Origin of the sequence: Caldibacillus thermoamylovorans, assembly GCF_000751775.1 — a bacterium.
Taxonomy (GTDB): domain Bacteria; phylum Bacillota; class Bacilli; order Bacillales; family Caldibacillaceae; genus Caldifermentibacillus; species Caldifermentibacillus hisashii.
Map to the genome: position 1 here is coordinate 70,901 of NZ_CCRF01000045.1, position 20,440 is coordinate 91,340.

The 20,440-nt window shown below is 38.2% G+C and carries 20 protein-coding genes; 19 read left to right on the forward strand and 1 reads right to left on the reverse strand.

The annotated features are described in order from the left end of the window. Nucleotides 1-23 precede the first annotated feature (23 nt). The 4 genes from rsgA to spoVM all read left to right on the forward strand — a co-directional run bounded on the left by rsgA (nucleotide 24) and on the right by spoVM (nucleotide 2,425). On the forward strand, nucleotides 24-911 hold the full coding sequence (rsgA, locus tag BT1A1_RS07420) for a ribosome small subunit-dependent GTPase A (protein WP_034769690.1): 888 nt from the start codon (nucleotides 24-26) through the stop codon (nucleotides 909-911). Then, a complete protein-coding gene (rpe, locus tag BT1A1_RS07425) occupies nucleotides 908-1,570 on the forward strand; it encodes a ribulose-phosphate 3-epimerase (RefSeq protein ID WP_034769692.1) in 663 nt (220 codons plus the stop codon). The genes rsgA and rpe overlap by 4 nt, the downstream gene beginning before the upstream one ends. Then, nucleotides 1,567-2,220, forward strand: a complete 654-nt coding sequence (locus tag BT1A1_RS07430; protein WP_034769694.1) for a thiamine diphosphokinase — start codon at nucleotides 1,567-1,569, stop codon at nucleotides 2,218-2,220. The genes rpe and BT1A1_RS07430 overlap by 4 nt, the downstream gene beginning before the upstream one ends. Before the next feature lie 124 nt (nucleotides 2,221-2,344). Further along, complete coding sequence (gene spoVM, locus BT1A1_RS18630) at nucleotides 2,345-2,425, forward strand: stage V sporulation protein SpoVM (protein ID WP_072012668.1); 81 nt, start codon at nucleotides 2,345-2,347, stop codon at nucleotides 2,423-2,425. 153 nt (nucleotides 2,426-2,578) lie between these two features. On the opposite strand, the gene rpmB is transcribed toward spoVM, so the two are convergent. Continuing rightward, entirely contained in the window at nucleotides 2,579-2,767 is a 189-nt protein-coding gene (rpmB, locus tag BT1A1_RS07435) for a 50S ribosomal protein L28 (RefSeq protein ID WP_034769697.1), read from the reverse strand. A 225-nt stretch (nucleotides 2,768-2,992) separates the two neighbouring features. Here rpmB and BT1A1_RS07440 point away from each other — a divergent pair, with 225 nt between their 5' ends. The 15 genes from BT1A1_RS07440 to ffh all read left to right on the forward strand — a co-directional run bounded on the left by BT1A1_RS07440 (nucleotide 2,993) and on the right by ffh (nucleotide 20,298). Beyond that, nucleotides 2,993-3,355, forward strand: coding sequence for an Asp23/Gls24 family envelope stress response protein (locus tag BT1A1_RS07440; RefSeq protein ID WP_034769699.1), 363 nt, complete (start codon nucleotides 2,993-2,995; stop codon nucleotides 3,353-3,355). Between the two features lie 17 nt (nucleotides 3,356-3,372). Further along, nucleotides 3,373-5,046 carry a DAK2 domain-containing protein gene (locus BT1A1_RS07445; RefSeq protein ID WP_034769701.1) on the forward strand — a complete coding sequence of 558 codons (1,674 nt, stop codon included), beginning with the start codon at nucleotides 3,373-3,375 and terminating at the stop codon, nucleotides 5,044-5,046. A gap of 151 nt (nucleotides 5,047-5,197) precedes the next feature. Then, nucleotides 5,198-5,860: an L-serine ammonia-lyase, iron-sulfur-dependent subunit beta gene (sdaAB, locus tag BT1A1_RS07450; protein WP_034769703.1), complete on the forward strand. Its 663-nt coding sequence runs from the start codon at nucleotides 5,198-5,200 to the stop codon at nucleotides 5,858-5,860. A gap of 38 nt (nucleotides 5,861-5,898) precedes the next feature. After that, complete coding sequence (sdaAA, locus tag BT1A1_RS07455) at nucleotides 5,899-6,780, forward strand: L-serine ammonia-lyase, iron-sulfur-dependent, subunit alpha (RefSeq protein ID WP_034769705.1); 882 nt, start codon at nucleotides 5,899-5,901, stop codon at nucleotides 6,778-6,780. Beyond that, the gene (gene recG / locus BT1A1_RS07460; RefSeq protein ID WP_051989059.1) at nucleotides 6,761-8,836 is read left to right on the forward strand and encodes an ATP-dependent DNA helicase RecG; all 2,076 of its coding nucleotides are present in this window, start codon (nucleotides 6,761-6,763) and stop codon (nucleotides 8,834-8,836) included. Before sdaAA ends, recG begins: the two co-directional genes overlap by 20 nt. A 129-nt stretch (nucleotides 8,837-8,965) precedes the next feature. After that, complete coding sequence (fapR, locus tag BT1A1_RS07465) at nucleotides 8,966-9,547, forward strand: transcription factor FapR (RefSeq protein ID WP_034769707.1); 582 nt, start codon at nucleotides 8,966-8,968, stop codon at nucleotides 9,545-9,547. Beyond that, complete coding sequence (gene plsX / locus BT1A1_RS07470; RefSeq protein WP_034769708.1) at nucleotides 9,544-10,533, forward strand: phosphate acyltransferase PlsX; 990 nt, start codon at nucleotides 9,544-9,546, stop codon at nucleotides 10,531-10,533. Before fapR ends, plsX begins: the two co-directional genes overlap by 4 nt. Nucleotides 10,534-10,576: 43 nt before the next feature. Continuing rightward, nucleotides 10,577-11,524, forward strand: a complete 948-nt coding sequence (gene fabD / locus BT1A1_RS07475; RefSeq protein WP_034769709.1) for an ACP S-malonyltransferase — start codon at nucleotides 10,577-10,579, stop codon at nucleotides 11,522-11,524. Further along, a complete protein-coding gene (fabG, locus tag BT1A1_RS07480; protein ID WP_034769710.1) occupies nucleotides 11,521-12,264 on the forward strand; it encodes a 3-oxoacyl-[acyl-carrier-protein] reductase in 744 nt (247 codons plus the stop codon). Before fabD ends, fabG begins: the two co-directional genes overlap by 4 nt. A 124-nt stretch (nucleotides 12,265-12,388) precedes the next feature. After that, a complete protein-coding gene (locus BT1A1_RS07485) occupies nucleotides 12,389-12,622 on the forward strand; it encodes an acyl carrier protein (protein ID WP_034769711.1) in 234 nt (77 codons plus the stop codon). A 322-nt stretch (nucleotides 12,623-12,944) separates the two neighbouring features. Further along, the gene (gene rnc / locus BT1A1_RS07490) at nucleotides 12,945-13,688 is read left to right on the forward strand and encodes a ribonuclease III (protein WP_043988601.1); all 744 of its coding nucleotides are present in this window, start codon (nucleotides 12,945-12,947) and stop codon (nucleotides 13,686-13,688) included. 23 nt (nucleotides 13,689-13,711) lie between these two features. Then, a complete protein-coding gene (smc, locus tag BT1A1_RS07495) occupies nucleotides 13,712-17,269 on the forward strand; it encodes a chromosome segregation protein SMC (RefSeq protein ID WP_034769712.1) in 3,558 nt (1,185 codons plus the stop codon). A gap of 42 nt (nucleotides 17,270-17,311) precedes the next feature. Further along, nucleotides 17,312-18,304, forward strand: a complete 993-nt coding sequence (gene ftsY, locus BT1A1_RS07500) for a signal recognition particle-docking protein FtsY (protein ID WP_034769713.1) — start codon at nucleotides 17,312-17,314, stop codon at nucleotides 18,302-18,304. A 297-nt stretch (nucleotides 18,305-18,601) separates the two neighbouring features. Next, nucleotides 18,602-18,940: a putative DNA-binding protein gene (locus BT1A1_RS07505; protein WP_034769715.1), complete on the forward strand. Its 339-nt coding sequence runs from the start codon at nucleotides 18,602-18,604 to the stop codon at nucleotides 18,938-18,940. Nucleotides 18,941-18,951: 11 nt separating this feature from the next. Continuing rightward, the gene (ffh, locus tag BT1A1_RS07510; protein ID WP_034769717.1) at nucleotides 18,952-20,298 is read left to right on the forward strand and encodes a signal recognition particle protein; all 1,347 of its coding nucleotides are present in this window, start codon (nucleotides 18,952-18,954) and stop codon (nucleotides 20,296-20,298) included. The last annotated feature ends 142 nt before the right edge of the window (nucleotides 20,299-20,440 follow it).

Below are 20,440 nucleotides of genomic sequence, written 5' to 3' on the forward strand. Positions count from 1 at the left end.
TAATATAATAAAAGGGTGATGCTATGCAGGAAGGAAAAATAATTAAAGCATTAAGTGGTTTTTATTATGTGAAAACGGATGACGGTATTTTTCAATGTCGGGGAAGAGGTGTCTTTCGGAAAAATAAAAAAAATCCGTTAGTCGGGGATAATGTTGAATTTATTGCAGAAAACAGGCAAGAAGGATATATTCTCGATATAAAAGAGCGGGAAAATGAACTGGTTCGACCACCAATTGCCAATGTTGATCAAGCTATTCTCATTTTTTCTGCCAAAAATCCTGATTTTAACACAACACTATTGGATCGTTTTTTAGTGTTAATCGAAGCGAACCACATTCGTCCGGTTATTGTCATTACAAAAATCGACCTTCTGAATGAACGTGAATTGGTTAACATGGAAAATTTTATCAATGATTATAAACAATTAGGCTATGAAGTTGCCCTTGCTTCTTCAACAAAAGGAGAAGGTATGCAACAATTTTTCCCGATCCTAAAAAATAAAATTTCCGTTTTTGCCGGTCAATCCGGTGTCGGCAAATCATCTTTGTTAAATGCACTCCGGCCTGACTTGAAACTGGAAACGAATGCGATTTCCAAACATTTGGGGCGTGGCAAACATACTACTAGACATGTGGAATTATTGGAAATTGGCGGGGGCCTGGTCGCTGATACCCCCGGCTTCAGCTCATTGGAATTTAAAACCATTGAGGTGGAGGAATTGTCGTTCTTTTTTCCTGAAATGAAGGAACGTATCAATGACTGCAAATTTCGGGGTTGTCTCCATTTAAAAGAACCGGACTGTGCGGTCAAAGAAGCTGTGAAAAATGGAGCTATTAAAGATTATCGCTATCAGCACTATCTATCCTTTTTAGAAGAAATCAGACAAAGAAAGCCGAGGTATGAAAAATGATCAAAATTGCACCATCGATATTGTCAGCTGATTTTTCAATTTTAGGGAAAGAAGTAAAAGATGTAGAAAAAGCCGGTGCGGATTATATTCATATTGATGTCATGGATGGTCATTTCGTCCCAAACATTACCATCGGACCGTTAATTGTTGAAGCAATAAGACCGGTCACCTCTTTACCATTTGATGTCCATTTAATGATTGAAAATCCGGAAAAATATATTCAAAATTTTGTCCGTGCCGGTGCTGATATTATATCGGTTCATACAGAGAGTTGTCGACATCTCCATCGCACCATTTATCAAATAAAAGAGCAAGGGATAAAAGCCGGTGTTGTTTTAAATCCCGCGACTCCCGTAGAAATGATCCGTGATGTTTTAACAGATATCGATTTAGTCTTATTAATGACAGTAAACCCGGGATTTGGCGGACAAACTTTTATACCTAATGTATTAAAAAAGATTGAACAAGTGAAGCGGTGGAAAGACGAGCAAAATTTAACATTTGAAATTGAGGTTGATGGCGGCATTAATGATGAAACCGCAAAACAGTGTGTGGAAAAAGGTGTAGACGTGTTAGTTGCCGGTTCTTATATATTTAATAATAAAAACCGGGTACAAGCCATTGAGATGATTCGAACAAGAGTCAGTGAAGTTCAATGATTGTACATATTGTTGCCGGTGGCCCGGAACGATTCCTCACTGATTTTGAAGAGTATGAAACTGAAACAAAGATAAAGTGGATTGGTGTAGATCGAGGAACAAATTATTTAATGGAAAGAGGCATCCATCCGGATATGGCGATTGGCGATTTTGATTCCATCTCAAAAGAGACGCTTCATGCACTGAAAGATAAGAATATACATCTTCTAAAATATCCGTCAGAAAAGGATGAAACCGATATGGAATTAGCTTTACAACATGCTTTAAAGCTGAAACCTGAAATCATTCGTATTTTCGGTGCAACCGGCGGAAGACTTGATCATTTTTTGGCAAACATTCAACTTTTTAGTGTTTCAGCTGAAAAAGACCCGTCTATTTCCATCATGATTATTGATCAAAAAAATGAAATAGAAATTAAAAATCCCGGTACATTTGAAATAAAGAAGTCTTCTGCTAAACCATATATTTCCTTTGTTCCCGTTACAAAAATGGTCGAAAATCTGACGTTGGAAGGCTTTAAATATCCTTTGAAAAATCGTCATATTTTTTTCGGATCGACATTATGTATAAGTAATGAACTTATTTATGATTTCGGTACTTATTCATTTACAAATGGCATATTATTAGTAATAAGAAGTTGTGACGATTAGGAAAAACAAGCCTATTTTATTCATTGAAATGTACTTTTCGGATATATTGGGAATATGATAGGGATATATTCGGATAGTCATATGTCTACGGATCCTATTGTTTGTATCGGGGAGGGAATATTCATTGAAATTTTACACAATTAAATTACCTAGATTTCTTGGTGGGTTTATAAGAGCGATATTAGGTACTTTTAAAAAAGGATAAGTAAGAAAAGATCACTTACTGAACCTTTGTTGGAATGAATCTGACAAAGGTTTTTTCTTGTCTTTTTATTTATACATATTTCAGCTGTTGAACGCTAATTTTAATTTCAGTTGAAAAATAAAAAGGACATCTTTTTGTGATGCCCTTTCTTTATTAAACACGTTCAACCTTCCCGGATTTTAGAGCACGAGCAGAAACGTATACACGTTTTGGTTTCCCGTTTACTAAAATACGAACTTTTTGTAAATTAGCGCCCCATTTACGGCGATTAGCATTCAGTGCGTGGGATCGTGCGTTACCAAAAGAAGCCTTTTTACCTGTAACAATGCATTTGCGAGCCATTTATGTCCCCTCCTTACTTAAAACCGTTATACAATATGAAAACGAATTGTTAAAGATACTAAAATACTTTACCATATATTATACAATAATGCAACAGCTTGAAAAAGTGCTTGACATCTTGTTTCCGTTCACGTTTATATTATTAAGGGACAGCTTGTCTTTTAAAATGAGGATTGTTATAGTAAAATAAATCTAGCAGTTGAAACTGAAAAGGGGGAACCTGTCATGTCCATTGAAATGAAAACGAATTACGGACATATTGAAATCTCAAATGAAACCATTGCACAAATTTGTGGTGGTGCTGCTGTAGATTGTTACGGTATTGTAGGAATGGCTTCAAAAAATCAAATTAAGGATGGAATTTCAGAAATATTACGGAAAGAAAATTATTCAAAAGGCGTCATTGTAAGACAAGAAGATGACCTTACGCATATCGATTTGTATATTATTGTTGGTTATGGAACAAAAATTTCTGAAGTTGCTCATAATGTTCAATCAAAAGTAAAATATGTACTTGAACAAACAATTGGTTTAAAAGCTGATTCTGTCAATATATTTGTCCAAGGTGTTCGGGTAACGAACCCGTAGGTAAGGAGGAAAAATTAGTGTCTATTACTATGATAGATGGGAAACGTTTTGCAGAAATGATCTTCTATGGAGCAAATCGTTTGTCTCAAAACGCTAAATATGTAGATTCTTTAAATGTCTTCCCTGTTCCTGACGGTGATACAGGTACAAACATGAATTTATCCATTCAGTCAGGGGCAAAAGAAGTTAGAAACAATATTGTGCCTCATGTAGGAAAGGTTGGGCAAGCTTTATCCAGAGGTTTACTCATGGGTGCCCGCGGGAATTCCGGAGTGATTCTATCACAGCTATTTCGGGGTTTTGCAAAAGCGATCGAAGCGAAAGAATCACTTGACATAACAGATTTTGCTGAAGCACTTAATGCAGGAGTTACAACTGCATATAAAGCTGTTATGAAACCCGTGGAAGGGACGATACTTACAGTTGCCAAAGATTCCGCAAAAAAAGCTTTAGAGGTTAGCAAAACAACAACGGACATGACTGTTTTAATGGAAGAAGTCGTTAAAGAGGCAAAAGCATCATTAAAACGGACGCCCGAACTGCTACCGGTTCTAAAAGAAGTCGGGGTTGTTGACAGTGGTGGGCAAGGTCTCGTTTTTGTTTATGAAGGATTTCTTGCTCAATTAAAAGGTGAAAAGGTTGATGAGCTGACAACTGCTGAGGTTTCAATGGATCAACTGGTCAAACAAGAACACCATAAAAGTGTGCAAGGCTTTATAAATACCGAAGACATTGTATACGGGTATTGTACCGAATTCATGGTAAAATTTAAGGATAGTAAATTGAAAAATCACCCGTTTTCAGAGGAAAAATTTCGCAATGATTTAAGTGAATATGGTGATTCTCTTCTTGTTATTGCCGATGATCAACTTGCAAAAGTACATATTCATACAGAACAACCCGGTGTTGTTCTTACATATGGACAACAATACGGTGACCTTATTAATCTGAAAATCGAAAATATGCGTCAGCAGCATACAACGATACTCGAAAATGACAAGGTGAATACTGTTCAGGAACAGCAAAAACAACCGTCAGAATACGGGATTGTAGCTGTTTCAATGGGAAGCGGTATTCGTGATCTTTTTAAAAGTATCGGGGCCGAAGTAGTGATTGAAGGCGGTCAAACGATGAATCCAAGCATCGAGGATATCGTGAAAGCTATTGAACAAGTGAATGCTGAAAAAGTTTTTATCTTACCAAATAACAAAAATATTATTTTAGCCGCTGAACAGGCAAGGGACGTTTGCGACCAGCAAGTAATTGTCATTCCTTCTAAAACAGTTCCTCAAGGGTTAGCAGCTTTACTTGCATTTAATCCGAGTGTAGATGCTGAAAAAAATGAAAAAGCAATGAATGATGCTTTGAAAACTGTAAAATCAGGTCAAATCACTTTTGCGATCCGTGATACGATGATTGATAACTTAACGATTAAAAAAGATGATTATATGGGAATTGAAGAAGGCTCCATCGTTGTATCCAATCGTGACTTAAATGTTACTGCGAAAGAATTATTAAATAAAATGTTGGATGAAGATAGTGAGATTTTAACAATCATCAAAGGTGAAGAAGCAACAGAAGAACAGACAAAAGCTTTAATCCAATTTGTTGAAGAAAAGTTTCCGGAAGTTGAAATTGAAATACATGATGGAAAGCAGCCGCTCTATCAATTTATTTTTTCTGTGGAATAATTGTTATAACCAAAGGTCCTTTATTTCGGGACCTTTTTCTTTTTGTACTCATTTACATTTGATTTTTCATATTAATATAATATGATTAGAAATGTATATAATTTATTTTATGTTGATTTTAAAGAATATGACCTACGAGGGAGGCATTCGTGTGAAATTCCGCAGTGTTTTTGATATTATTGGTCCAATTATGATCGGTCCATCCAGTTCGCATACAGCCGGTGCACTCCGGATTGGAAAAGTTGCCAGAAACTTGTTTGGTAGAAGACCCAAATGGGCACATATTCATTTGTATGGATCTTTTGCCGAAACTTATAAAGGTCATGGAACAGATGTTGCCATTGTCGGGGGTCTGTTAAATTTTGATACATTTGATGATAGACTTATCAGGTCTTTTGAAATTGCCAAAGAAGAAGGACTGGATTATGCATTTTTTATCGAACAAGGGATTCCCGACCATCCAAATACCGCAAAAATTGTAGTAGGCGATGAATTGGGTGAACTTGAAGTTGTCGGTATTTCTGTCGGTGGCGGGAAGATCGAAATAGCGGAAATAAACGGATTTAAATTAAAATTAACCGGGGATAATCCTGCCATCGTCATTCTTAACAATGATCGGTTTGGTTGTATTGCTAATGTAGCTAATATCCTGGCAAAACATGAGATCAACATCGGCCATATGGAGGTTTCCCGGAAAGAAAAAGGGAAGTTGGCTTTAATGGTGTTAGAACTTGATGAAAATATTAATAACGAGATAATGGACGAAATTCATGCATTACCGAATATCCTGCAAGTTGCGAGAATTGTAGAGTAACAGACAGCAAGAACTTACAAGAAGATAGGGGGATGTATATGCTTTTCAAAACAGTCCGTGATTTAGTTGAACTTGCGGAAAAAGAAAATAAAAAGATCAGTCATATTATGATTGAACAAGAAATGTTAGTAACAAAGAAAAGTCGTGAAGAAATTATTGCCCAAATGGATAAAAATCTTCAAATAATGGAAAATGCGGTTCAGAAAGGTTTGTCCGGGGTAACTTCACATTCCGGATTAACCGGAGGCGATGCAGTACTTTTGCAAAAATACATTGAAAAAGGTAATCATTTATCAGGCGATTTGTTACTTCAAGCGGTAAGTATGGCGGTGGCAACAAATGAAGTAAATGCGGCGATGGGAATGATTTGTGCAACGCCGACTGCCGGTAGCGCCGGGGTTGTTCCCGGAACATTGTTTGCTGTCAAAAATAAATTTCATCCGTCTCGGCAAGAGATGATTGAATTTTTGTTTACTGCAGGTGCTTTCGGGTATGTTGTGGCCAATAACTCGTTTATTTCCGGAGCGGCTGGCGGTTGTCAGGCAGAGGTCGGTTCAGCGAGTGGAATGGCAAGTGCGGCAATTGTTGAGATGGCCGGGGGGACACCAAGACAATCCGCTCATGCAATGGCCATTACGTTAAAAAATATGCTCGGGTTGGTTTGTGATCCTGTTGCAGGACTTGTTGAAGTTCCGTGTATAAAAAGAAATGCGATGGGGGCAGCCAATGCAATTGTTGCCGCCGATATGGCACTGGCAGGAATTGAGAGTAAAATCCCTTGTGATGAAGTCATTGAAGCTATGTTTCGTGTCGGGAAGATGATGCCGTCCAGTTTGCGAGAAACAGCACAAGGCGGCCTTGCCGTAACGCCGACAGCCTTAAAAATTCAAAAAGAAATTCATGCCGGAGGAGAAAAATAACGTGGGTGCAAGATTGAAACAACCGGTAAGCATGGTAAAAGGAATTGGAACGGAAGCGGTACAATTACTGGCTGATTTAAACATTTACACGGTTGAAGATTTACTCATGTATTTTCCTTACCGCTATGATGATAACCGGATTCGTGATTTGGCCGAAGTCGGGCATGATGAACGAGTCACTGTTGAAGGAAAAGTGATCAGTCAACCTTTACTTAGCTATTACGGTCGTAAAAAATCACGATTATCGATCAAGATCATGGTTGAAAATTATGTGGTCACAGCTGTCTTTTTTAACCAGGCCTATTTAAAAAACAAAATCAATATAAATGAGACGATTACTGTTACAGGAAAGTGGAATCGACACCGACAACAAATCTCTGTCATTTCTTATCACCTCGGTTCAACGATCCATACAAATGCCATTGATTTCCAACCGGTCTATTCAGTTAAAGGCAATTTAACCGTCAAAGGTTTGAAACGATTTATTCGCCTGACATTTGAGCAATTTGGAAATGAAATCGAAGAAACATTGCCCCCTCATTTGCTAAAACAATATCGTCTTTATTCATTAAAACAAGCCGTCCGGGCATTGCATTTTCCACAAAATGCATTGGATATAAAGCAAGGCCGCAGAAGGATTGTTTATGAAGAGTTTTTACTGTTTCAATTAAAAATGCAAGCTTTAAGGAAATTTGAGCGAGAAAATCAGCAAGGTGTAGAAATTCCCTACAAAAATGAATTATTAAAAAGATTTATTGCTGCATTGCCATATCCTTTAACAAATGCACAAAAACGAGTCATAAACGAAATTTTGAAAGATTTACGGTCTCCGTATCGCATGAACCGTTTGCTCCAAGGTGATGTCGGTTCCGGAAAAACAGTTGTTGCCGCCGTCAGTTTGTATGCTGCTGTTACGGCGGGTTTTCAAGCTGCATTAATGGTACCGACAGAAATTTTAGCCGAACAACATGCGAATAGTTTACAAGCGATGTTTTCTCCATTTCATATACAAGTTGCCCTGCTTACCGGTTCAACAAAGAAAAAGGAAAGAGCAGAAATTTTGCAGGGATTACTTGACGGAACTGTTTCTATTGTGGTGGGGACCCATGCATTAATACAAGATGAAGTTAACTTTAGAAAATTAGGACTTGTCATCACTGATGAACAACATCGCTTCGGGGTGGAACAAAGACGAATTTTACGGGAAAAAGGTGAATATCCTAATTCTTTATTTTTGACCGCGACCCCCATCCCCCGAACGCTTGCCATTACGGCCTTTGGTGAAATGGATGTTTCAATCATTGATGAAATGCCTCAAGGCCGGAAAAAGATTCTTACGTATTGGGTAAAACCGAATATGTTTGAGCGAGTTTTGGCGATGATGGAAAAAGAACTTCAATCAGGTAGACAAGCTTATGTGATTTGTCCGCTAATCGAGGAATCAGATAAATTGGATGTGCAAAATGCCATTGATGTACACGCCCAGCTTGTTCAATATTTTCGTGGCCGTTACCGAGTCGGGTTAATGCACGGCCGGCTCAGCTCGGATGAAAAAGACGATGTGATGAAATTGTTTAGCGAGAATAAAGTGCAGATTCTTGTTTCGACAACGGTTGTGGAAGTCGGTGTGAACGTCGCTAATGCAACCATGATGGTGATCTATGATGCGGAACGTTTCGGGTTGGCACAATTACATCAATTAAGGGGCAGAGTTGGACGCGCTGAACACCAGTCTTATTGTATTTTGTTAGCCGAACCGAAATCCGAAGTTGGGAAAGAACGGATGAAAATTATGACGGAAACAACGGATGGTTTTGTATTGAGCGAAAAAGATTTAGAATTACGTGGACCGGGTGACTTTTTTGGTAAAAAGCAAAGCGGCTTACCGGAATTTAAAGTGGCAGATATGGTTCATGACTATCGGGCTTTAGAAACGGCAAGACAAGATGCCTATCACTTGATTGAATCCCCTGCTTTTTGGAACGATCCTGAATATCTCTATTTACGAAACTATATTGTGGAGTCAGGCGTCATGTCCGGGGAAAAACTCGATTGATTGAGAAACAGGTATTTTCGAAATGAAAGTTATGATCCTGAAGGCTTATTAAATTTTTTCCTTGCATTCTATTTTTTGCTTATATATACTACTATTAGTACCTAGTCATAAAATCAGAGTGGAGTAAGTATGAGACTAAATAAAAAAGAACGACAAAGGCTCTTAAAAGAAACCATTTTGGAAAATCCATTTGTTACCGATGAAGAATTGGCTGAAAAATTTTCAGTCAGCATTCAAACCATCAGGCTGGACCGGTTAGAGTTAAATATACCTGAACTTCGAGAACGTATTAAAAATGTTGCACAAAAGAATTTTTCAGAAGAAGTACGATCTTTACCAATTGAAGAAGTCATTGGAGAAATTATTGACATCGAGCTGGATGAGCACGCTATTTCTCTATTGGATATTAAAGAAGAACATGTTTTTAAGCGAAATAACATTGCTCGTGGACATCATCTGTTTGCTCAAGCAAATTCCCTTGCCGTTGCCGTCATAAATGATGAATTGGCCTTGACGATAAAAAGTAATATTCAATTTATCCGCCAAGTGAAATTAGGGGAACGAGTTATTGCAAAAGCGAAAGTAGTAGAGAAAGAGATGGAAAAAGGAAGAACCGTTGTTCATGTGGAAAGTTTTGTGAATCACGAACTCGTATTTAAAGGTGAATTTCACATGTACCGTCCAAAACATAAAGAAGGTGTGCAAAAATGAATATAGCGATAGACGCAATGGGTGGCGATCATGCTCCTGAAGCAGTAATAAAAGGGACGCTTAAAGCGATCGAAAATTTCCCTGATTTACATATTACATTAATTGGCAATGAAAAAAAGATAAAACCATATCTTTCATCAAGCGACAGGATTCACATGATTAATACAGAAGAAGTGATTTCAGGTGAAGACGAACCGGTCCGTGCTGTTCGCAGGAAAAAAGATGCATCCATGGTTTTAATGGCAAAAGAGGTTGCAGAAGGACGGTGTAACGCTTGTATTTCTGCCGGAAATACGGGAGCGTTGATGGCAAGCGGTTTGTTTATCGTCGGGAGAATTGATGGAATTGAACGTCCTGCCCTAGCACCAACATTACCGACGATTGACGGAAAGGGTTTTTTACTGTTAGATGTTGGTGCCAATGCTGATGCAAAATCGTCTCATCTTTTACAATATGCCTATATGGGTGCAATTTATAGCGAAAAAGTGCGGGGTATAAAAAATCCGCGGGTCGGTTTGTTGAATATCGGGACAGAGTCAAAAAAGGGCAATGAATTAACTAGACAAGCATATGAATTATTAAGCAATGCGAAATTAAATTTTATCGGTAATATTGAAGCGAGAGAATTGATGAATGGTGTTTGTGACGTTGCCGTTACTGACGGTTTTACTGGCAATATGGTGTTAAAAACGATTGAAGGGACTGCATCATCTGTATTCAAAATGGTCAAAGAAGTATTGATGAGCAATTTCAAAACAAAAATGGCGGCAGCTGTCATTAAGTCTGATTTAGGAAAATTAAAAAGCAAAATGGACTACTCGGAATATGGAGGTGCTTCACTTTTCGGTTTAAAAGCACCTGTCGTAAAAGCACATGGTTCTTCGGATGAATTAGCTTTTTTCCATGCCATACGTCAAACAAGAGATATGGTAATGGGCGAAGTTCCTCTTAAGATTGCTGAAGCAGTTAAAGACATAAGTAAATAAATATTTATCTATTCAAAATGGAAATAGAGAAAGGAGCCGTTTCATGGGGAAAATTGCATTTCTGTTTCCGGGACAAGGTTCCCAGACGGTCGGAATGGGGAAAGAACTTGCTGTGAGTGACCAGAAAGTGGCGGACATCTTTTCGAAGGCTGATAAAGCACTACAGTTTCCGCTTTCTTCGGTCATTTTTGAAGGACCAAAAGAAAAATTAACATTGACAACAAATGCCCAACCTGCGTTATTAACAACAAGTATTGCCATTTTGCAAAAGTTTACCGAGTTTAACATTAAACCTGATTTTGTTGCCGGTCATAGTTTGGGGGAATATACTGCACTTGTAGCAGCAAATGCTTTGTCCTTTACAGATGGTGTCCAAATCGTTCATAAACGTGGAGAATTTATGGAAGAGGCGGTACCGCACGGGCAAGGAACAATGGCGGCAATATTAGGGATGGACCGCGAAAAACTGACTGAAATAACGGAAAAAGTAACAGAAACGGTTGGGTCTGTTCAACTGGCTAATCTAAATTGTCCCGGACAGATTGTCATTTCAGGGACAAAAGATGGGGTCGATAAGGCTTGTGAGCTGGCTAAAGTGAACGGTGCGAGACGGGCCATTCCGTTAGAAGTCAGCGGACCTTTTCATTCCCGGTTAATGGAGCCGGCTTCAAACCGATTACATAAATTGCTGACGACTGTCAACATCCGAAATGCCGAGATTCCGGTCATATCAAATGTAACGGCAAAACCGGTCCAAGATGCAGAGGAAATAAAACAATTATTAGTTCAACAGTTGTTTTCACCGGTACTTTGGGAAGATTCCATTCGATATTTACTTGAAAATGGTGTAGATACATTTATTGAAATTGGTCCGGGGAAAGTTTTAACCGGGTTGGTGAAGAAAATCGATCGTACCGTTCATACCTTTGCAATATTTGATGAAGAGAGTATCAATCATACGGTTCGAGAACTTGAAGGAGGGAAGTCATGACTTTAGCTGGTAAAACCGCACTCGTTACAGGTGCTTCTCGGGGAATCGGGAAGGAAATTGCTTTGGAACTTGCAAGAAATGGAGCAAATATTGTCGTGAATTATGCCGGTAATACACAACTGGCTGAACAAGTGGCTGATGAAATTCGTTCAATTGGAAGAGAAAGTATAGCAATTCAAGCAGACGTGGCTAACAGTGAAGCAGTTGAACAAATGGTAAAAGAAACGGTGAACATGTTTGGCACACTTGATATTTTAGTAAATAATGCGGGAATTACCAGAGACCAACTGCTGATGCGTATGAAAGAAAGTGATTGGGACGATGTCTTAAATACGAATCTTAAAAGCGTCTTTTTAACGACAAAAGCTGTTTCACGTCAAATGATGAAACAACGGAAAGGAAGAATCATCAATATTTCTTCGATTGTTGGCGTAAGCGGAAATGCCGGTCAAGCAAACTATGTAGCTGCTAAAGCAGGAATCATCGGCTTAACAAAAACGGCGGCAAAAGAATTAGCACCGCGTAATATTACTGTAAACGCCGTTGCACCCGGTTTTATCACAACGGATATGACTGACAAATTACCGGAGGACGTAAAACAGGAGTTATATAAGCAGATTCCCTTGGCAAGACTTGGTGAACCGAAAGATATTGCCTATGTTGTTGCTTTCTTGGCATCAGAGAAAAGCAGTTATATTACCGGTCAAACGATTCATGTAAACGGCGGGATGTACATGTAATTTTAAAGATAAGAAGTTGGAATTTTCAGAGCTTGAAAAATTTGGATACTAGGGTAAAATTTTTTTAACTTACCCTTTATATTATTTGTCTATTTATATATAATACTTGAGGGGAGGTGAAGTAATGTCGAACGTACTGGAACGTGTAACGAAAATAATTGTTGACCGCCTTGGGGTTGATGAATCAAAAGTTACACCTGAAGCCACTTTTAAGGAAGATCTTGGTGCAGACTCCCTTGATGTAGTCGAATTAGTCATGGAACTAGAGGATGAATTTGGTCTGCAATTTTCTGATGAAGATTCAGAAAAGATTGTTACTGTAGGAGATGCTGTATCTTACATAGAAAGTAAACTTTAATTTGGAATACTTGTTGTAAATCAATCCAAGTGATTTATAATTAAATAGTATTGACGAATACACTTCACTTGTAAAAGTGAGGTGTTTTCTATTGATTTAGGGATTTATTTTAAAAAACTCGGAATTGCAGATTCTGAAGAGTAAAGCGTGGTGCCTCTTCACAGAAACGTCATTTTTCGGTTATGATTTTAATAGTAACGATGCGTCTTTTGCGCCGTCTAAAGGAAAAAATCTTTGGCAAAAATAAAAGGTGAAAAAATATCTTTACGAGTATGACTTTGGTAGTCTAAACTTGATTGTATAAAACAAGAGGTGTAAATCAATGACAAAAATAAAACGGACGAAAGACATGAATAAAAACCAATTGGAAAATAAATTTAAAGAGTTTCAAGATAGGGTCGGTATCCATTTCCAAAATGAAGCTTTACTCGTACAGGCTTTTACCCATTCATCATATGTGAATGAGCATCGCAGAAAAAGAAGAGAAGATAATGAGCGCTTGGAATTTTTAGGGGATGCTGTTTTAGAATTAACGGTTTCCGATTTTCTCTATAAAACGTACCCGATGATGGAAGAAGGCGATATGACCAAGTTACGGGCGGCAATTGTTTGTGAACCTTCTCTTTTATCTTTTGCTCAGGAGTTAGACTTTGGTGATTTGATGCGCCTTGGTAAAGGCGAAGAATTAACCGGCGGAAGAAAACGTCCCGCATTACTTGCTGATGCTTTTGAAGCTTTTATTGGAGCCACCTATTTGGATCAAGGGTTGGAAACAGTTGTCAAGTTTTTAGAGAAGGTCGTTTTTCCTAAAATACTACAAGGTGCTTTTTCTCATGTGATGGATTATAAAAGCCAATTGCAAGAACTTGTTCAACGAGATGGTTTGGGTACGCTTGAATATGAAATTCTCGCTGAAAAAGGCCCTGCACACAATCGAGAATTCGTTACACAAGTAAAATTAAATAATCAAAGCTTAGGTACGGGTGTTGGAAAATCAAAAAAAGAGGCTGAGCAAAAAGCAGCCCATATGGCGTTAACGAAACTGTCCAAAACGCCGGAATCATGACAATAGTAGTTAGGAGGGGCTAGATGTTTCTCAAACGTTTGGAATTAGTTGGTTTTAAATCTTTTGCGGAGAGAATTTCGGTCGATTTTGTTCCGGGTGTTACAGCCGTAGTAGGGCCAAATGGCAGTGGGAAAAGTAATATCACCGATGCGATTCGCTGGGTATTAGGAGAACAGTCTGCGAAATCATTGCGTGGCGGCAAAATGGAGGATATCATCTTTGCCGGAAGCGATACGAGAAAGCCGCTCAATTTTGCCGAAGTTTCGTTAACATTGGAAAATGAGGACCATTTTTTGCCGATCGATTACAATGAAGTGTGTATTATAAGAAGAATGTACCGTTCAGGTGAAAGTGAGTACTTTATTAATAAACAGCCATGTCGCCTGAAAGATATCGTCGATTTATTAATGGATACCGGATTTGGAAGGGATTCTTTTTCAATTATTAGCCAAGGAAAAGTGGAAGAAATTTTAAACAGTAAATCCGAAGAAAGAAGAACGATCTTTGAGGAGGCAGCCGGTGTTTTAAAATATAAAACAAGGAAAAAGAAGGCTGAAGTGAAATTAAAAGAAACTGAAGAAAATTTGAACAGAGTTCGGGATATCATTCATGAATTGGAAGCTCAAGAGGAACCTTTAAAAATTCAAGCCTCCATGGCAAAAGATTACTTGCAAAAAAAAGATGAATTGCAACAATATGAAATCAGTTTGTTAGTGTATGAAATTGAACAGCTTCATGAAAAATGGGAAAAGCAGAAAAAGCAATTAGAAGAAAATAAAGATAAAGAGCTGGAATTATCTACGCAATTACAATCAAAAGAAGCGAATGTGACCCGGTTGCGTGATCAAATGACAGCTTTGGATGAATCAATTGATCAACTACAACATTTGTTGCTGATTACGAGTGAAGAATTGGAAAAATTGGAAGGGAAACGGGAAGTTTTAAAAGAGCGGAAAAAAAATGCCGATCAAATTCGAACCCAGCTCAAGCAGGCAATTGATGAAGGAGAACAAAAATTAATTGCACTTGATCAGGAAATTGCCATTTTGGAGCAGCAAAAAAATGAAACCAGCACAAGATTAAATGAAGAAAAGGAGAAATTGAAGGATTTACAAAAATTATTGGCAGCGTATTCCGTTGATGTAGAAGAAAAAATCGAATCTTTAAAGAGTGACTATATTGAACTGCTGAACAAACAAGCTGCTATAAAAAATGACCATCGTCATATTACCCAGCAATTAGAGCAACTTAAATTGAAGCAAGAACGACTTCGAAATGATAACCATAAGTATATTGCCGAAAGAAATGAAATCCTTTTTAAAAAGGGTGAGTTGGAAAAACAACTTGCTAACTTGGAAAAACAAATTGACCTGACTGCCGGACAATTTCGGGATGAGCGAAATCAATTAGAGCAATTGACAAGACAATATGAAAAAGTTGAAAAAACATATTATCAAGCTCTTCAATATGTCCAACAGGCAAAGTCACGGAAAGAATTGCTGGAAGAAATGGAAGAAGACTATTCCGGATTTTACCAAGGCGTTAAGGAAATTTTGAAAGCAAAAGACCAGCTTCAAGGCATTGAAGGTGCTGTCGCAGAACTGATTAAAGTTAAAAAATCCTTTCAAGTGGCATTGGATGTTGCCTTGTCGAGCAGTCAACAGTATATTGTCGTTCAAACAGAAGAACATGCAAGACAGGCGATCAAGTTTTTAAAAGCTCATGGGTATGGACGAGCGACATTTCTTCCGTTATCTGTCATTCAACCGAAAGAATTACCAAAAAACATGCGAGAACGTCTGGAAACTCACCCAAGTTATATTGGCATCGCAGCTGAATTATTGGACTATGATCAAAAATATCAAAACATCATTCACAATCTACTCGGAAATGTAATTATCAGTAAAGATCTTCGCGGTGCAAATGATCTTGCAGCACTTTCCGGACATCGCTACCGAATCGTTACCTTAGAAGGGGATGTAGTGAACCCGGGTGGTTCCATGACCGGGGGATCCTTAAAGAAAAATACCGGTTCATTATTAAGCCGAAAACTGGAACTTGATACCTTAAAACAAAAACTTGTCGAGATGGAAAACCAATGTACGAAACTTGAAAAGGATGTAAAAGTAAAAAAACACCTGATGAAGGAGAAAGAAGAAAAACTGCAAACCATTCAAAAAACAGGTGAAACACTCCGTCAACAAGAATTGCAACTAAAGGATCAACTGAAAGAAATCCAGTGGAACGAAAAAAACATCCAGGAGCGGCTTACTTTATTTGATACGGAAGATGTTGCATACGATGAAGAAATATCCGGCCTGCTGGACAAAAAGGCAGCGAATGAAAAAGTATTCGAGGAAATCAATGCGAAAATTGCGGAAACCGATCAATTAATTAACGAACTATCTGAAAAGCGAAACCTTGATCAATCGAAAAAAACGGATATTACCGAAGAAATAAATAATTTAAAAGTAAATATTGCCAAGATGGAAGAACAACTTCATCATGTGCTAAATCAACTCCAGACAAATAAAGAAAGACATGAAGAAATTCACAACCAACTAAAAAATAACCAAGAAGATTTGTCACTGCTAATGAAAGAAATGGAAACCGATCATTCCGGAGAAAACAAAATTGCCGAAGAAGCGAAACGAAAAGCCATGGAAAAAAATAAAACAATTGAACTAATTGCGGAGCGGCGAAAACAGCGGCTGGAATTTCAACAAGCATTGGAAGACTTAGAGCAGGAAGTAAAGGAGTTAAAACGGCAGCATAAAGGATTGACGCAAAGTTTAACGGATGAAGAAGTGAAGTTGAACCGGATGGATGTTGATCTTGAAAATCGATTAACGACATTAAGTGAAGAATATATGTTAACGTTTGAAAGAGCAAAAGAGCAATATCCAATGACGGTTGCTTATGAGGAAGCGAAGAAAAAAGTAAAATTAATCAAGTTGGCGATCGATGAATTAGGAACTGTCAATTTGGGTGCCATTGATGAATATGAAAGAATATCAGAGCGATTAAAGTTTTTGACAGAGCAAAGAGATGATTTGCTATCGGCAAAAAATACATTGTTTCAAGTCATCGAAGAAATGGATGACGAGATGATAAAACGGTTCAGTGAAACATTTACTGCCATCAAGTCACAGTTTGATTCCGTGTTTAAGTCGCTGTTCGGTGGTGGACGAGCTGAATTGAAATTAACAATGCCGGATGATTTATTGAATACAGGCGTTGACATTATCGCTCAGCCACCGGGGAAAAAATTACAAAACTTAGGTTTGTTATCCGGCGGCGAACGGGCATTGACAGCAATCGCTCTTTTATTCTCAATTTTAAAAGTTAGACCGGTCCCGTTCTGTATTTTAGATGAAGTAGAAGCGGCCTTGGATGAAGCAAATGTATACCGTTTCGCCCAATATTTAAAACATTTCAGCAGTGAAACCCAATTCATCGTCATCACTCATCGGAAAGGAACGATGGAAGAAGCGGATGTATTATATGGTGTAACCATGCAGGAATCAGGTGTATCCAAACTTGTTTCCGTTCGTTTGGAAGATACCGCAAATGTGGGCTAAAAAACGGGAAAGGTAAATTACAGTGCTAAGGGATGTGTGGCTATGGGTTTTTTTGATAAGTTGAAAGAAAAATTGACGAAACAAACAGAAACGGTTACCGAGAAGTTTAAAGATGGATTAACAAAGACACGACAAAGCTTTTCAGACAAAATGAATGATCTTGTTGCCCGCTATCGAAAAGTAGATGAAGATTTTTTTGAAGAACTTGAAGAAGTGTTGATTCAGGCCGATGTTGGTTTTGATACAGTTTTGGAATTAGTCGATGAATTAAAAATGGAAGTGAAAAGACGCAATATCCAGGAAAGTTCACAAGTAAAAGAAATTATCGTGGAAAAATTAGTTGATATCTATGAGTCCGATGATGAACAAATTACTTCCTTAAATATTCAAGATAATGGTTTGACTGTCATTTTATTTGTTGGCGTTAACGGTGTGGGAAAAACGACGACCATCGGTAAACTTGCTTATAAATTCAAACAAGAGGGGAAGAAGGTGTTGTTGGCAGCCGGTGATACATTCCGAGCAGGTGCAATTGAACAGTTGGAAGTGTGGGGCAAGCGGGTCGGTGTAGACGTCATTAAGCAAAATGAAGGGTCAGACCCTGCAGCGGTAATGTATGATGCTATTCAGGCTGCCCGGTCGCGTAAGGCCGATATTTTATTATGTGATACAGCCGGACGACTGCAAAACAAAGTGAATTTAATGAAAGAATTAGAGAAAGTAAAACGAGTTATTGAACGTGAAATCCCCGGTGCCCCGCACGAAGTACTGCTTGTTCTTGATGCGACAACCGGACAAAACGCAATGATCCAAGCGAAACAATTCAAGGAGGCAACTGATGTCACCGGTATCGTTCTTACCAAACTGGACGGCACAGCAAAAGGCGGAATTGTGATTGCGATTAGAAAAGAATTAAACATCCCTGTAAAGTTTGTTGGTCTTGGAGAAAAAATGGATGATCTGCAACCCTTTGATTTGGAACAATATGTATACGGTCTATTTGCAGGTTTGGCAGATGAAAACAAAGAAGATTGATGTTTCACCTTGCCCCGCATGAACGGGCACTAATCTCCTTCCTTAAGGATTAAGTCAACCAAGAAAGCAAAAGGAAGGAGGGAAGTGTCCGTAACATGCCCGATTTGGTTCAACTAACCAGGAGCTGTCCAGAAAGCCAAAAATCAACCGAACCTATTCTTTTAGCAATAAAATTTTAGAAGTTGTACTATTAGGATAGCCCCTGGAAGTTTCACCTATTCCGGATTGACATTTTCTTTTAAACTATGTAAGATTAGCGGTGTAAAGGTGTTTTGCTTAACAGTGGAGGGTGAAACAATGTTAGAAAAAACAACAAGAATGAATTATTTGTTTGATTTTTATCAAGATTTGCTCACTCCAAAACAACAAAATTACATGTCTCTTTATTATTTGGACGATTTTTCCCTTGGAGAAATTGCAGAACAATTTGAAGTCTCAAGACAAGCGGTTTATGATAACATCAAGCGTACTGAAGCAATGCTGGAAGAATACGAGGATAAACTACATCTTTATGAAAAATTCCTTATGCGGCAAAAAATGTTTAAAAAACTCTCCTCCTTATTGGAAAAACATATAAAAAAAGAGGAAAGCAAGGAAATTTTTGATGTTCTAAAGGAAATACAAGAATTAGATTAGGAGGTCGACCTATGGCGTTTGAAGGATTAGCTGACAGGTTGCAGAAAACCATGCAAAAAATCCGCGGTAAAGGAAAAGTTACCGAGGCGGATGTGAAAGAAATGATGAGAGAAGTCCGTCTTGCTTTACTCTATGCCGACGTCAACCTAAAAGTCGTTAAAGATTTTATCAAAAAAGTAAGTGAACGGGCAATTGGGCAAGAGGTAATGAAAAGTCTTACCCCCGGTCAACAAGTGATTAAAGTTGTTAAAGAAGAATTAACTGAATTGATGGGTGGCGAACAAAGTAAAATTGCTGTCAGTCCAAAGCCTCCAACCGTAATTATGATGGTCGGATTGCAAGGGGCAGGGAAAACAACAACTTCAGGGAAACTGGCTAATTTACTCAGGAAAAATTACAATCGAAAGCCGCTCTTGGTTGCCGCGGATATTTATCGTCCGGCCGCCATTAATCAGTTGCAAACGTTGGGAAAACAGCTTACTATGCCGGTTTTTTCTCTAGGTGATCAGGTGAGTCCGGTCGAAATTGCTGCGAAAGCGATTGAACATGCAAAAGCAGAACATCATGATTATGTTTTAATTGACACAGCCGGTCGACTCCATATTGATGAAAACTTAATGGATGAATTAAAAAATATAAAAGAAGCGGTTAAACCGGATGAAATTTTTCTTGTTGTCGATGCAATGACCGGTCAAGATGCGGTGAATGTTGCAACGAGTTTTAACGATCAACTCGGTATTACCGGTGTAATTTTAACGAAACTGGACGGGGATACAAGAGGCGGGGCAGCCCTTTCAATCCGGGCCGTTACGGGAAAACCGATTAAATTTGTCGGGATGGGTGAAAAAATGGACGCGCTTGAACCGTTTCATCCGGAACGAATGGCATCCCGAATTCTTGGTATGGGTGATGTTCTATCATTAATTGAAAAAGCACAAGCCAATGTCGATGAAGAAAAAGCAAGAGAATTAGAAAAGAAAATGCGATCCGCCTCATTAACATTGGACGATTTTCTTGAACAATTATCACAAGTGCGTAACATGGGACCGTTGGATGACTTGATTAAAATGTTGCCTGGGGCTAATAAAATAAAGGGGCTTAACAATTTAAAGATCGACGAAAAGCAAATAGCTCACGTTGAAGCTATCATTCGTTCCATGACAAAGGAAGAAAAAGAACATCCGGAAATTATTAATGCTTCTAGAAGAAAACGAATTGCCAAAGGGAGCGGAAGAACAGTCCCGGAAGTAAATCGTTTGCTTAAACAATTTGAAGAAATGAAGAAAATGATGAAACAAATGAACAATATGACGAAAAAAGGCAAGAAAAAAGGCGGATTTAAATTACCATTCATGTAATATATAATTTGTTATCATCTTGCCTTTTGGAAAAAAATTTGCTAATCTATAAAAAGAATAGCTGTTAAGAAAAAATACTTTACAAACAATTTATTTCTTGCTATTATATCTACTTGTGTGAAACTATTTGGAGGTGCAATAT

Excerpts from the sequence above, each read along its gene's own strand:
- fabG (WP_034769710.1), top strand. The coding sequence starts at position 11,521 with ATGACTTTAGCTGGTAAAACCGCACTCGTTACAGGTGCTTCTCGGGGA.
- sdaAA (WP_034769705.1), top strand. The coding sequence starts at position 5,899 with ATGCTTTTCAAAACAGTCCGTGATTTAGTTGAACTTGCGGAAAAAGAA.
- BT1A1_RS07505 (WP_034769715.1), top strand. The coding sequence starts at position 18,602 with ATGTTAGAAAAAACAACAAGAATGAATTATTTGTTTGATTTTTATCAA.
- smc (WP_034769712.1), top strand. The coding sequence starts at position 13,712 with ATGTTTCTCAAACGTTTGGAATTAGTTGGTTTTAAATCTTTTGCGGAG.
- plsX (WP_034769708.1), top strand. The coding sequence starts at position 9,544 with ATGAATATAGCGATAGACGCAATGGGTGGCGATCATGCTCCTGAAGCA.
- fapR (WP_034769707.1), top strand. The coding sequence starts at position 8,966 with ATGAGACTAAATAAAAAAGAACGACAAAGGCTCTTAAAAGAAACCATT.
- rpe (WP_034769692.1), top strand. The coding sequence starts at position 908 with ATGATCAAAATTGCACCATCGATATTGTCAGCTGATTTTTCAATTTTA.
- fabD (WP_034769709.1), top strand. The coding sequence starts at position 10,577 with ATGGGGAAAATTGCATTTCTGTTTCCGGGACAAGGTTCCCAGACGGTC.
- rnc (WP_043988601.1), top strand. The coding sequence starts at position 12,945 with ATGACAAAAATAAAACGGACGAAAGACATGAATAAAAACCAATTGGAA.
- recG (WP_051989059.1), top strand. The coding sequence starts at position 6,761 with ATGCCGGAGGAGAAAAATAACGTGGGTGCAAGATTGAAACAACCGGTA.
- BT1A1_RS07440 (WP_034769699.1), top strand. The coding sequence starts at position 2,993 with ATGTCCATTGAAATGAAAACGAATTACGGACATATTGAAATCTCAAAT.
- rsgA (WP_034769690.1), top strand. The coding sequence starts at position 24 with ATGCAGGAAGGAAAAATAATTAAAGCATTAAGTGGTTTTTATTATGTG.
- BT1A1_RS07485 (WP_034769711.1), top strand. The coding sequence starts at position 12,389 with ATGTCGAACGTACTGGAACGTGTAACGAAAATAATTGTTGACCGCCTT.
- BT1A1_RS07430 (WP_034769694.1), top strand. The coding sequence starts at position 1,567 with ATGATTGTACATATTGTTGCCGGTGGCCCGGAACGATTCCTCACTGAT.
- ftsY (WP_034769713.1), top strand. The coding sequence starts at position 17,312 with ATGGGTTTTTTTGATAAGTTGAAAGAAAAATTGACGAAACAAACAGAA.
- rpmB (WP_034769697.1), bottom strand. The coding sequence starts at position 2,767 with ATGGCTCGCAAATGCATTGTTACAGGTAAAAAGGCTTCTTTTGGTAAC.
- ffh (WP_034769717.1), top strand. The coding sequence starts at position 18,952 with ATGGCGTTTGAAGGATTAGCTGACAGGTTGCAGAAAACCATGCAAAAA.